This window comes from Caballeronia sp. SL2Y3 (assembly GCF_022879575.1).
Taxonomy (GTDB): Bacteria; Pseudomonadota; Gammaproteobacteria; order Burkholderiales; family Burkholderiaceae; genus Caballeronia.
This window is the reverse complement of sequence record NZ_CP084260.1, coordinates 2795420-2808296: the sequence shown is the minus strand read 5'-3', so window position 1 is coordinate 2808296 and position 12877 is coordinate 2795420. Positions and strand designations below refer to the sequence as shown.

Sequence of the window (12877 nt, the reverse complement as noted above, 5' to 3'; positions counted from 1 at the left end):
CGGTCTCCGTCAGGCGGTTTCGGCGGTTTGGGCGGATTGTGCCGTTTGGGCCGCGTGCATCGCAGTCCAGACGCGGTGCGGCGTCGCGGGCATCTGCAAGTCTTTGACGCCGAGCGGCGCGAGCGCATCGAGAATCGCGTTGATGACGGCGGGCGGCGAGCCGATCGCGCCCGCTTCGCCGCAGCCCTTCACGCCGAGCGGATTGTGCGTGCACGGCGTGCCTTTCGCGGTCTCGACGGTGAAGTTCGGCAAGTCGATGGCGTGCGGCATCGCGTAATCCATGAACGAGCCGGAAAGCAGCTGGCCGCTCTCCTTGTCGTACACGCAGCGCTCCAGCATGGCCTGGCCGATGCCCTGGCCCAAGCCGCCGTGCACCTGGCCCTCCACGATCATCGGGTTGATCACGTTGCCGAAGTCGTCCACCGCAGTGAACTTCTGGATGCGCGTTTCGCCGGTGTCGCGATCCACTTCGACTTCGCAGACATACGCGCCCGACGGATACGTGAAGTTCGTCGGATCGTAGAACGCGTTTTCGTTGAGACCCGGCTCCATGGTTTCGAGCGGGAAGTTGTGCGGCACGTAGGCGGCGAGCGAGACTTCCGCGAAGCTCTTGGTTCGGTCCGTGCCCGCGACGCGGAACACGCCGTTCGAAAACTCGATGTCTTCCGCCGACGCTTCCAGCAAATGCGCGGCGATCTTCTTCGCCTTCGCTTCCACCTTGTCGAGCGCTTTCATGATCGCCGAGCCGCCGACCGAAATCGACCGCGATCCATACGTGCCCATGCCGAACGGAATGCGCCCGGTGTCGCCGTGAATGACCTCGACGTTTTCCAGCGCCACGCCCAGCCGGTCCGCCACCACTTGCGCGAACGTCGTCTCGTGGCCCTGACCGTGGCTGTGCGAGCCGGTGAACACGGTGACGGAGCCGGTCGGATGCACGCGCACTTCGCCCGCTTCGAAGAGGCCCGCCCGCGCGCCGAGCGCGCCCGCCACGTTCGACGGCGCGAGCCCGCACGCCTCGATGTAGCACGAATAACCGATGCCGCGCAGCTTGCCTTCTTTCTCCGACTGCGCGCGCCGCTCGGCGAAACCCGCGACGTCCGCGAGTTCCAGCGCGCGGTTCAGGCACGCGTCGTAGTCGCCGGTGTCGTAGGTGAGGCCGACCGGCGTCGCGTACGGAAACTCGCGGATGAAGTTGCGGCGGCGCAATTCGACGGGATCGATATTCAGTTCGCGCGCCGCCGTCTCGACGAGCCGTTCGACCACATACGTCGCTTCCGGACGGCCCGCGCCGCGGTAGGCATCGACCGGAACAGTGTTCGTGAACACGGCCTTCACTTCGGCGTAGATGGCGGGCGTGGCGTACTGACCGGCGAGCAGCGTCGCGTACAGCACGGTCGGCACCGACGACGCGAAGGTCGACAAATACGCGCCCATGTTCGCCGTCGTGTGGACACGCATCGCGAGGAACTTGCCGTCGTTGTCGAGCGCGAGTTCCGCTTTGGTGACGTGGTCGCGGCCGTGCGCGTCGGAGACGAAGGCTTCTGAACGCTCGGCGGTCCATTTGATCGGACGCCCGACTTTCTTCGATGCCCACGTCAGCGCCACGTCTTCCGGATACAGGAAGATCTTCGAGCCGAAGCCGCCGCCCACGTCCGGCGCAATCACCCGCAGCTTGGATTCCGGCAGCGACAGCACGAACGCCGCCATCAACAAACGCTCGACGTGCGGATTCTGATTCGCGACGTAGACCGTGTAGCTGTCGTCGTGCTTCGAATAGCTCGCGTTGACGGCGCGCGGCTCGATGGCGTTCGGCACGAGCCGCTGATTCACGATATCGAGTGTGGTGACATGCGCGGCCTGCGCGAACGCGGCGTCGGTGCGCGCCTTGTCGCCGTGGCCCCAGTTGTAGCAGACGTTGTTCGGCACGCTGTCGTGCACGAGCGGCTGGCCTGCGTCGGCGGCGCTGCCCGTATCGACGATAGCGGGCAGTTCTTCGTAATCGACCTCGATCAGTTCGAGCGCATCTTTCGCTTCCTTCACCGATTCCGCGACGACGAGCGCCACCTGATCGCCCACGTGCAGCACCTTGTCATGCGCGATGACGGGATGCGGCGGCTCGTGCATCGGCGAGCCGTCCGTGCTGTGGATCAGCCATCCGCACGGCAAGCCGCCGACGTTTTCGCCCGCGAGATCCTTGCCGGTGAACACGCCGATCACGCCCGGCGATGCGAGCGCCTGCGCGATGTCGATGCCGCGAATGCGCGCGTGCGCGTGCGGCGAGCGCAGGAACACGCCATAGCTTTGGCGCGGCAGCACGACGTCGTCGGTGTACTGGCCCGCGCCGGTCAGGAAGCGATAGTCTTCTTTGCGCTTGACGCCAGCGCCGATCAGTTTCTGTTGCTCAGGGGCATTCATCGCGGTCTCCGTGATAGGCGCGATTCGTGGTGTCGAAAAGAGAACGAGGGAGTCAGGCGCCCGCTTTCATGTTCTGCGCGCCTTCGAGAACGGCTTTCACGATGTTGTGATAGCCCGTGCAGCGGCACAGATTGCCGTCGAGCTGATCGCGGACTTCTTCTTCCGTAAGATCGGGCGATTCGGCTGCGAGCGCGCTCGCGCTCATCACCATGCCCGGCGTGCAGAAGCCGCATTGCAGGCCGTGGCATTCCCTGAACGCCGCCTGCATCGGATGAAGCCGGCCGTCTTTCGACATGCCCTCGATGGTCGTCACGCTCATGCCGTCGGCCTGCGCGGCGAGGATGTTGCACGATTTGATTGCGCGGCCATCGAGATGAACGGTGCACGCGCCGCACTGCGCGGTATCGCAGCCGACGTGCGTGCCGGTCAGCCCGAGGTTTTCGCGGAGAAACTGAACGAGCAGGACATGCGGTTCCACCTTCGCGGTCACGGGTTTGCCGTTGACCGTCAGGCTGATGCTGAGCGTCATTACTGTCTCCTTGTCGACCGCGGCGGGCTTTTCGCCTCGCTACGGTCCTTGCATGATTGCAAGGGGATGGACCAGCCTTAACGTCACTCGGGTCACGCACGTCGCCACGTCTCTACCTGCCCGCGCGTCGCGTCCGGCTGGAATTTCGTGTTATGTGTACGGCGAGTAAAGCACAAATCAGCGGGCGTCGCTATTAGGCGCACGCCCGTGCCGCCCTTGCCGACGGGCGAAAAAAAACGCCGCCCGAAAGGGAGCGGCGTTCTGCGCTGATCCATCAGACAAGCGGTTAATGCGTCACGGTTTCCCGCTTCGCGGCCTTCGCGTTCGTCGGCTGCGCCTGAACGCGGCCCAGCGCGGAATGACGGCGCGAATACGCGAAGTAAATCACGAGCCCGATCACGAGCCAGACGACGAACGCAATCCACGTCGTCGCCGTCAGGTTGAGCATCAGGAATAAACACGACGCCACCGCGAGAATCGGCACGACCGGCACGCCCGGGCAGCGGAATGCGCGCGGCAGGTCCGGATGCGTGCGGCGCAGGATCAGCACGGCGATGGACACCATTGAGAACGCGGCGAGCGTGCCGATGTTGATCAGCTCGGCGAGCACGTTAAGCGGCACGAGCGCGCCGATCAGGCCGAAGAAAATGCCGACGAGCCACGTCGTGAAGAACGGCGTCGCAAAGCGCGGATGCACGCTCGAGAGTTTGGCGGGGAGCAGTCCGTCACGCGACATCGCGTAGATGATGCGCGTCTGGCCGTAGCTCATCACGAGAATTACGGTGAGCATGCCGAGCACCGCGCCCAGGTCGATGAAACCGGCCACCCAGTTCTGCCCCGCCACTTGCAGCGCGTACGACACCGGATGCGAAATATGCGCGAACTGCGCTGCCGGCACGATGCCCGTCACGACCGCCGCCACCGCCACGTACAGCACCGCGCACACCGCGAGCGACGAAATGATGCCGATGGGCAAATCGCGCTTCGGGTTCTTCACTTCTTCGGCTGCGGACGACACCGAATCGAAGCCGATGAACGCGAAGAACATGACCGCCGCCGCGCCGAACACGCCCGACCAGCCGTGCGGCATGAACGGATGCCAGTTCGCCGGCGTGACGTGAAACACGCCGACCGCAATCACCAGCAACACGACCGTGACCTTGATCGCGACCATGACGTTATTGATGCGCGTGGATTCCTTCACGCCGATCGACAGCAGCCACGTAATGACCATCATCACGAGGAACGCGGGCAGGTTGAAGTACGTGACGTGGTCCGGCAGCGCGCCGGGCGCGGCGGTGAGCGCGGTCGGCAGGCTGATGCCGAAGCCCGACAGCAGCGATTGCAGGTAGCCCGACCATCCGACCGAAACGGCGGACGTCGCGAGCCCGTATTCGAGCATCAGGTCCCAGCCGATGATCCACGCGGCCAGTTCGCCGAGCGTCGCGTACGAATACGTGTAGATGGAACCGGCGACCGGAATGGTCGACGAAAACTCCGCGTAGGCGAGCGCGGCGAAACAGCACGCAATCGCGGCGACGATGAACGACACCATCAGCGCGGGCCCGGCCTGCACCGCGCCGGTGCCGGTCAGCACGAAGATGCCGGTGCCGATGATCGCGCCGATGCCGAGAAACGTGAGGTCCAGCGCGCCGAGCGTTTTCTTGAGTGACGTGCTGTGCGCGCCGGCCAGCATGTGCTCGATGTTTTTCTTGCGGAACAACGACATTGCGGTAAGTCTCCATGCGGCGCTCGCGCGCCCTGCTGCGGGAAAACCCGACATTCTATCGGAGACTTCGAGAATGCCCAGAAATTGGGCAGCATGCGCCCGCGCGGTGCGTTTTATCTTGTTTGCGATAAACCGCCGCTCAGCCTGCGATCGCGGGGTTCATATCGACGAGGCGGTTCGAGAGGACATAGAACGTCAGTTCGGCGTTGTTGGCGAGCTTCATTTTGTCCAGCAACCGCGTGCGGTAGACGCTCACTGTTTTGACCGACAACGACAGCGCGTTTGCGATGTCAGTCAGCCGCTTGCCCGACGCCAGCATGCACAGCGTCTGGAACTCGCGGTCCGACAAGTTCTCGTGCGGCATCCGCTCGCTATCCAGCGAGACGTAGGTGGCGAGCGCCTCCGCCATTTCCGGGCTGACGTACTTGCGGCCGGCGGCGACCTGTTGAACGGCGCGGATCATCAGCGCGGGGTCCGCCGTCTTCGAGAGATAACCTGCCGCTCCTGCCTTCAACGCGCGCACCGCATACTGGTCTTCGCGATACATCGAAAACATCAGCACCGGAAGACGCGGCGTGTCGCGCTTGAGGCGCTTCAGCACGTCGAGGCCGGAGGTATCGGGAAGCGAAATATCGAGGAGCGCGACGTCGAACGAGGCGCGCGCCGCCAGCGCGAGTGCCTGCGCGCCCGATGCCGCTTCGCTGACCTCCGACGCGACGCCGCGCTCCAGCAGCAACTGCGCGACGCCACGGCGCACGATGGCGTGATCGTCGGCGAGAAGAATCCTGAGCGCCATGCGCGCGCTCAGTCGTTGACCGCGCGCAGCGCGGCGCGCGGTGCGGCTGTCCACGGCAGGCGGGCGCGCACGCAGGTCCCGCCCGTTTTCGATGCGCTCACGCGCAGCGTGCCGCCGAACGCCTCGCAACGAGCGCGCATGCTCTCGAACCCGAGCCGCCCGGCTTTGCGCCGCGCAGCGGGCGTGATGCCGATGCCGTCGTCGTCCACCACCAGCGTGAGCGCGTCGTCGTCGGCTGTGAGCGTCACGTTCGCGCGCGTCGCATGCGCGTGCCGCGCGACGTTGTTCAGCGCTTCCTGCGTGATGCGAAAGAACGCATGCGACAGACCTTGCGGCAGGCGCTTCGCGTAAATTTCAACTGAACAAGATAAATTGACGGAGAGACCGGCGCGCGCGCCAAAGGTTGCGAGCCATTCGGCGAGCGCGGCGGGAAGTCCGTCGTCGAGCGCCGGCGCGTGCAGGCCCTCCACGATCCGGTGGTTCGATGCAGCGACTTCGGCGAGACATTCGCGCGCCTGGCGCAGTGCTTCCGAACAGGCAGCGGGCGCATCGGCGGGCAGCAGATATTCGGCGCGCGCGACTGCGAGGTTCGCGGCGGTGAGAATCGCGCCTGCTTCGTCGTGCAGATCGGCGGCGATGCTGCGGCGAACGCGCTCATCGGCCGCGCAGACTTGCGAAGCGAGGTCCCGTACGCGGGCGCGAAGGCGTTCGACCTCGCGGTCGCTTTCCCGCTTGGCGTCGAAGAGAACGGAAAACGGTAAGCCGGATGCCTCCGGCGTCGCTGACGACACGCCGCGCACGGTCGCGCTGGACGTTGCACGCTGATCCAGTCCGATCAGGGCCGACGGGTTCATTTTTCCTCGCTTTGAGCGCAACTTGAGCTACGTCCTCGCACCGCGAGTCGGCGTAACTAAATTTACACTCTGTAACATGGAAATCGGACGATGCACGATTTGCGCATCGCTTCGACGTGATCGCATCATATCTCAAAAATATGATTGATCCATGTCCGACAAGGCCGCGGCGGCAGAACTTCATGTCGATTGATAACAGCAGCGCAGCTGAAGCGCGGCAAAGGCTGTCCGCAGTTGTAACAAGCAGCCCGCAAGCAGGCGAAAAAAAACCGGAGCGATCTGCCCCGGCTTCTTCGCGAACACGCCAACCAGAATCAGCCGACGAACGCCTTTTCGACGACGTAATGCCCCGGATGGTTGTTGCTGCCTTCCTGGAAGCCCAGCGAGTCCAGCAACTGACGGGTGTCGCGCAGCATGTGCGGGCTGCCGCAGAGCATCACTCGGTCGTTTTCGATCGAGAACGGCTCCACGGACAGATCCGAGAACAGCTTCTTCGTCTCGATCAGGTCCGTGATGCGGCCGCGGTTCGCGAATTCTTCGCGCGTCACGGTCGGGTAATAGACGAGCTTCTCCGAGACGATCTCGCCGATGTGCTCGTGCGCCGGCAGGTGCTCGGTGATGAAGTCCTTGTACGCGAGTTCATCGACGAAGCGGCACGTATGCGTCAGCACGATCTTCTCGTAGCGGTCGTAGACGTCGGGGTCCTTGATGATCGACATGAACGGCGCGAGGCCCGTGCCAGTGGAAAGCAGCCACAGCGTCTTGCCCGGCAACAGGTTGTCCGCGACGAGCGTGCCCGTCGGCTTCTTGCCGATCAGCACGGAATCGCCGACCTTCAGGTGCTGCAAGCGCGAAGTCAGCGGGCCGTCCGGCACCTTGATGCTCAGGAATTCGAGATGCTCTTCGTAGTTCGCGCTCGCGAGACTGTAGGCGCGCAGAAGCGGCTTGCCGTCGACTTCGAGGCCCACCATCGTGAACTGGCCGTTCTCAAAGCGGAACGAGGCGTCGCGAGTGCAGGTGAAACTGAAAAGCGTGTCGGTCCAGTGGTGGACGCTCAGAACGGTTTGAGAGTTGAGGTTGCTCATGGCTTCTTGGACTATGCGAAAACGGTGACGCTCACGGCCGGAGCGCCGGAACGCGGGTCGCTCGACGCCGCGCGAAGGACGAGCGGCTTGCGCTTTCGTCCGAACTTTCGGCTCTGTGCGGCGTGTTTGCGGCAGGCCCGCGTCGGCAGTCGTGCGGCCGGGCATTGCATGGGTGCAATCGGCTATTCTAACCCGATAGCCGCCGGGCGTCCTCGGGCCGGATCGCCAGCAGCGCGTGACGATCCGCCACGCGCCGCCGCCGCTGCCGCCGATTCTGCTCGCTGCCGGTCAGCAGCGAATGAACCGCGAGCCCGCATGATAGCAACCGTAGCGGAGCCGCTTCCGAATCACCCTTCTGGCGGAATGCGGCCCTAAGACGCTCAGATACGCTGATCCGTCGACGGCTTTTCCCACAGATTGATGCCGCCTTCCTGCGCGTACTTGTCGATCTCCGCGAGTTCTTCCTGGCTGAACTCCAGATTCTTCAACGCGCCGACGTTTTCGGTGACTTGTTCCGCGCGGCTCGCGCCGATCAGCACAGAGGTCACGCGCCCGCCGCGCAGCGCCCACGCGAGCGCCATCTGCGCCAGGCTTTGGCCGCGCCGCTGCGCCAGTTCATTGAGCTTGCGCACATGCTCCAGATTTTCTTGGCTCAGGTGTTCCTGCTTGAGCGATCCGCCGCCCGGCTTGTTGACGCGCGCATCCTGCGGCACGCCGTTCAGATACTTGCTCGTGAGCAGCCCTTGCGCGAGCGGCGTGAACGCGATGCTGCCCGCGCCGATCTCGTCGAGCGTATCGAGCAGTTCTTCTTCGATCCAGCGGTTCAGCATGTTGTACGACGGCTGATGGATCAGCAGCGGCACCTTGTGTTCGGCGAGCAGCCTGGCCATTTCGCGCGTCTTCGCGGCCGAATACGACGAGATGCCGACATACAGCGCCTTGCCCGAATGCACGGCGGTCGCGAGCGCGCCGGCGGTCTCTTCGAGCGGCGTATCGGCGTCGAAGCGATGCGAGTAGAAGATATCGACGTAATCCAGCCCCATGCGCTTCAGGCTTTGATCCAGACTCGCGAGTACGTACTTGCGCGAGCCGCCGCCCTGCCCGTACGGACCGGGCCACATGTCCCAGCCGGCTTTCGTCGAAATCAGCAGTTCGTCGCGATACGGCTTGAAGTCGTCCTTGAAGATACGCCCGAAGTTGGTTTCCGCGCTGCCGAACGGCGGCCCGTAGTTGTTCGCGAGGTCGAAATGAGTGACGCCGAGATCGAATGCGGTGCGCAGGATGTCGCGTTGCGTCGAAATGGGCGTGGTGTCGCCGAAGTTATGCCAGAGACCGAGCGACAGCGCCGGCAGCTTGAGCCCGGATTTGCCGCACGTGCGGTACTGCATCTGCGAGGAGTAACGCTCGGATGCTGCTTCGTAAGCCATGACAGATTTCCTTTGCGAGTGGCGGTTTTGGACTAACTTTGACAATCGTGAAGCCGGTGGATGCGCGCCGCTGCTCTATGCTCGCGAATCGACCAAAGCCGTCAATGTTAAGCCAATCGGCGACGGCGCGAGCGGGGGGCATTCGCCTCCCGATATGCGGGAGCACACGGCGCGCCGCCTGGTCAACGCATTCATCGCACAAGGAGCCTTTTTATGGATTCAATCGACAAACTGCGCCCGGCCTACGACTTCATGCTCACGCTCGGGCTGACGTACGGCGTCAACCTTCTGATGGCGATTCTGATCGTCGCCGTCGGCTGGTGGATTTCGAACATCGTCGCGAACGCGCTGCGGCGCACGCTCAACCGCACGAACGTCGATGCCACGCTGACGCCGGTGCTCGCCAGTCTCGTGATGTGGGCGATACGCGTGGTCGCCATCGTCGCGGCGCTCGGCAAGTTCGGCATCGCGGCGGCGAGCATCCTGACCGTGCTCGGCGCGGCGGGGCTTGCCATCGGACTGGCGCTGCAGGGCACGCTGCAAAACATCGCAGCCGGCTTGATGTTGCTGCTGTTGCGGCCGTTTCGCGTCGGCGACTATATCGAGGGAATCGGCGTGACGGCGGGCACGGTCAACGAGATCGGCCTTTTCACCACGCGGCTCACGAAGGCGGACGGCGTCGTCATGTACGTGCCGAACAGCATCATCTGGGCGAATCCGGTGACGAATTACAGCGCGAACGAGCAGCGGCGCGTCGTGCTCAACTTTCTGGTGCAGCACGGTCAGGACGTCGAGCGCGTGCTCGGCGAGCTGCGCAGGCTCGTGACGGGCGATGCGCGCATCGTGCAGGACGGCGCGTCGGCGCCGTGGATCGCCGTCACCGATTACACCGATACCGGCGTGAAGTTCAACGTGGGCGTGTGGACGCGCGCAAGCGACCATCCGGCCGTGCAGGCCGACTTGCTGCGCCAGATTCAGCCGCTCACGCGCGTGCCGGTCGCGGCGTGACCGTGGCCTGACTGGACGCTCTGCGGCGCGCCTTGTAAGCTGGCGCGCCCTATCCCGAAACTAACGAGGACCCTTGATGACCCGAGCGATTTCCCTTGCGTTGCTCGTCGGCGGCATCGTGCTCTTGTACTTCGGCGGACAGTCGTTTCACTCGTTGAGCAACGACGTCTCGCGCTTCTTCACGGGCTCGCCGACCAACAAGACGATCTGGCTGATCGCGGGCGGCATTGTCGCGTCGCTCGCGGGGCTGATCGGACTCGCGCTGCCCTCGAAACGCTGAACCATCAGACGAGCGCGACTTCCGGCTTCGACGCGGATCGCGTGCCCGGCAACGCCGCGTTGCTCGCGCCGCGATACGTGTAGACGAGCGAAAACTTCACCTGATCGGTGAGATTCTTGCCTGCGGAATGCAGCGTGTTGCAGTGAAAGAACACGACGTCGCCCTTGGCGAGCTTGGGCGAGACCGCCGTGTGGATCAGCGGCGTGTTCTCCGGCAAATCGGCGCGGAAGAATTTCGCGTCGTCGAACCGGTCCGACGTGAACGCGAGCTTGTGCGATCGCGGCACGAACCACAGCGCGCCGTTTTCGACGGTTTCATCGCCGAGCGCGACCCACGCGGAAACCAGATCGTCCCGCTCGAACGCCCAGTAACGCACATCGCGATGCCAGCCCGTCAGGCTGCCGTACGCCGGGTGCTTCGTCATCACGCAGTTGTGATGCGCACGCGATAGATACGGCGTTTCGCCGAAGTACAACTCCATCCAGCCGCGCACTTCCGGCGATGTCGCGAATTCCGCGAATAGCGGATGGCGCCCGTGCGCATCCAGAAGCCGCCGCACGGTATGTCCGCCCGGCGCGTGCTTCGATTCCGGCGCGCCCGGATACTTCAGGTCGGCTTCGTATTCGACCGGCGCGACGGCTTCGGCCAATTGACGCTGCGCGACCTCGCGCAGCGCGTCGCAGCGCGCCTCGGACACGAGCCCCTTCACGATGACGAAGCCCATTTGGCGCAGCTCGTGCACCTGATCACTCTTCGATTTCAGCGACGTTTGTTCAGACATGTTGGTCGGCCTCGGCGCGGCTTCGATATCGCCTCATGCAGCCAGCGCAATACCCGAAAATTGGGGCGAATACGGGCATTGTAAGTCGCGCGGGCCGCAAAGGCGCTCGCAGCATGGCTCGCGCGCCGCGCCGTGAAGGGACTGCTTCAGTAGCCGGCAGGGAAAACGCGGACTTACGACAGTCACGCACGTCCGGTACATTGGCCGCATCGTTTCGGTGCAACTTCGCTGCCGGGGTTGAATCGAAGCCTTGAACGCTATTTTTGAGACGACTACTGTCGAGTTTGCCACCACGCAGACGAACCTATCGCCGACATGAACCACCGAATCGCTAAGGGCCTTCGACGCGCCGCATCCCGTGCCGCTCGGCCCGCCCGGCGCGGCATGATCCGCGCGTTGCGGCATCATTCCGCCCGCACGCAGGCGCTCGCGCCGCAACCGACGAACACGCATCCGGTCGATGGCATCCGCTCCTGGTTTCGCGGATTCTTTCTGAATCTGCGCGCACGCGCCGCCTCGCGCGACGTGTCGCTGCGCACGCTGCTGCGCCGCCCGATGCAACTGCGCGCGCCATCGCCGAAGCCGCGAGCCGCCGCGCTGACGAGCCGCCGGCCGCGTCGCACGTCGGCGACCAGCCCCGGCTGGTATGCGTTCGCGGTGCGCTGAAGAACGACGCGCATCGCCCCAAAAAAAACCGGCAGGCGCGATGCCTGCCGGTTTTTTATTTATCGCGCCTGAGGCTTACGCCACGCGCACCACCGGTTCGGTGCCGGCGGCTTCGGCCAGCAACAGCGCCTTGTCCGCGGCTTCCCACGAGAATTCCGGCTCTTCGCGGCCGAAGTGACCATACGCCGCCGACTTTTCGTAGATCGGGCGCAGCAGGTCGAGCATCTGGATGATGCCCTTCGGACGCAGATCGAAATGTTCGAGCACGAGCTTCGTGATCTCGGCATCCGACACGCGGCCGGTGCCGAACGTGTTCACCATCACCGAAGTCGGACGCGCAACGCCGATGGCGTACGACACCTGAATCAGGCAGCGCGACGCCAGACCGGCCGCGACCACGTTCTTCGCGACGTAACGGCCCGCGTAAGCGGCCGAGCGGTCCACCTTGGACGGATCCTTGCCCGAGAATGCGCCGCCGCCGTGCGGAGCCGCGCCGCCGTACGTATCGACGATGATCTTGCGGCCCGTCAGACCGCAGTCGCCTTGCGGACCGCCGATCACGAACCGGCCCGTCGGGTTCACCAGGAACTTGATGTCGCCCTTGATGAGTTCCTTCGGCAGCGTCGGCTTGATGACTTCTTCGATGACGGCTTCGCGCAGTTGCGGCAGCTCGATGTCCGGCGCGTGCTGCGTGGAGAGCACGACGGTGTCGATGGAGTGCGGCTTGCCGTCCACGTAGCGCACGGTGACTTGCGACTTCGCGTCCGGACGCAGCCAGGGCAGACGGCCGTCGCGGCGCAGGTTCGCCTGACGCTCGACGAGACGGTGCGACAGGTGAATCGGCAGCGGCATGAGTTCGGGCGTTTCGTCGCACGCGTAACCGAACATGAGACCCTGGTCGCCCGCGCCTTGGTCCAGATTGTCGTCGTGCGCCTTGTTCACGCCTTGCGCGATATCCGGCGATTGCTTGTCATACGCGACGAGCACCGCGCAGCCGCGATAGTCGATGCCGTAGTCCGTGTTGTCGTAACCGATGCGCTTGATGGTGTCCCGCGCGATCTGGATGTAATCGACGTTCGCGGTGGTCGTGATTTCGCCCGCGAGGACGACGAGACCGGTATTGCAGAGGGTTTCCGCCGCGACGCGCGAGTATTTGTCCTGAGTCAGGATGGCGTCGAGAATAGCGTCGGAGATTTGGTCGGCGACCTTGTCCGGGTGGCCTTCGGAAACGGATTCGGAGGTAAACAGGTAGTCGTTCGACACGCTTCAGACTCCAATTGAGTACGGTTGAGATTCACGTAGCC

Annotated in this window: 12 protein-coding genes; 3 read left to right on the top strand and 9 right to left on the bottom strand. The window is 64.2% G+C overall.

The window, feature by feature from the left end; genetic code table 11:
* Window positions 1-9 precede the first annotated feature (9 nt).
* The 7 genes from LDZ26_RS13270 to mgrA form a co-directional block, all read right to left on the bottom strand.
* Window positions 10-2418 carry a xanthine dehydrogenase family protein molybdopterin-binding subunit gene (locus LDZ26_RS13270; protein WP_244847583.1) on the bottom strand — a complete coding sequence of 803 codons (2409 nt, stop codon included), beginning with the start codon at window positions 2416-2418 and terminating at the stop codon, window positions 10-12.
* A 52-nt stretch (window positions 2419-2470) separates the two neighbouring features.
* Entirely contained in the window at window positions 2471-2947 is a 477-nt protein-coding gene (locus LDZ26_RS13265) for a (2Fe-2S)-binding protein (protein ID WP_244847582.1), read from the bottom strand.
* Between the two features lie 286 nt (window positions 2948-3233).
* Window positions 3234-4676 carry an amino acid permease gene (locus LDZ26_RS13260; RefSeq protein ID WP_244847581.1) on the bottom strand — a complete coding sequence of 481 codons (1443 nt, stop codon included), beginning with the start codon at window positions 4674-4676 and terminating at the stop codon, window positions 3234-3236.
* Window positions 4677-4815: 139 nt separating this feature from the next.
* Complete coding sequence (gene rqpR / locus LDZ26_RS13255) at window positions 4816-5472, bottom strand: response regulator transcription factor RqpR (RefSeq protein ID WP_244847580.1); 657 nt, start codon at window positions 5470-5472, stop codon at window positions 4816-4818.
* An 8-nt stretch (window positions 5473-5480) separates the two neighbouring features.
* Window positions 5481-6326, bottom strand: coding sequence for a sensor histidine kinase (locus tag LDZ26_RS13250; protein ID WP_244847579.1), 846 nt, complete (start codon window positions 6324-6326; stop codon window positions 5481-5483).
* A gap of 314 nt (window positions 6327-6640) precedes the next feature.
* Window positions 6641-7411, bottom strand: a complete 771-nt coding sequence (locus tag LDZ26_RS13245; protein ID WP_175938781.1) for a ferredoxin--NADP reductase — start codon at window positions 7409-7411, stop codon at window positions 6641-6643.
* A 380-nt stretch (window positions 7412-7791) separates the two neighbouring features.
* On the bottom strand, window positions 7792-8838 hold the full coding sequence (gene mgrA, locus LDZ26_RS13240) for an L-glyceraldehyde 3-phosphate reductase (RefSeq protein ID WP_244847578.1): 1047 nt from the start codon (window positions 8836-8838) through the stop codon (window positions 7792-7794).
* Window positions 8839-9051: 213 nt separating this feature from the next.
* Between mgrA and LDZ26_RS13235 the strand changes: the two genes are divergently transcribed.
* Window positions 9052-9846, top strand: coding sequence for a mechanosensitive ion channel family protein (locus LDZ26_RS13235; RefSeq protein ID WP_244847577.1), 795 nt, complete (start codon window positions 9052-9054; stop codon window positions 9844-9846).
* Window positions 9847-9922: 76 nt separating this feature from the next.
* Window positions 9923-10126 (top strand): DUF3185 family protein, encoded by a 204-nt coding sequence (locus tag LDZ26_RS13230; RefSeq protein ID WP_175938776.1) that lies wholly within the window; start codon window positions 9923-9925, stop codon window positions 10124-10126.
* A 4-nt stretch (window positions 10127-10130) separates the two neighbouring features.
* On the opposite strand, the gene LDZ26_RS13225 is transcribed toward LDZ26_RS13230, so the two are convergent.
* Window positions 10131-10907, bottom strand: coding sequence for a phytanoyl-CoA dioxygenase family protein (locus LDZ26_RS13225; RefSeq protein ID WP_244847576.1), 777 nt, complete (start codon window positions 10905-10907; stop codon window positions 10131-10133).
* 384 nt (window positions 10908-11291) lie between these two features.
* On the opposite strand from LDZ26_RS13225, the gene LDZ26_RS13220 reads away from it, so the two are divergent.
* On the top strand, window positions 11292-11573 hold the full coding sequence (locus LDZ26_RS13220; RefSeq protein ID WP_244847575.1) for a hypothetical protein: 282 nt from the start codon (window positions 11292-11294) through the stop codon (window positions 11571-11573).
* Between the two features lie 75 nt (window positions 11574-11648).
* On the opposite strand, the gene metK is transcribed toward LDZ26_RS13220, so the two are convergent.
* The gene (gene metK / locus LDZ26_RS13215) at window positions 11649-12836 is read right to left on the bottom strand and encodes a methionine adenosyltransferase (RefSeq protein WP_244847574.1); all 1188 of its coding nucleotides are present in this window, start codon (window positions 12834-12836) and stop codon (window positions 11649-11651) included.
* Window positions 12837-12877 lie beyond the last annotated feature (41 nt).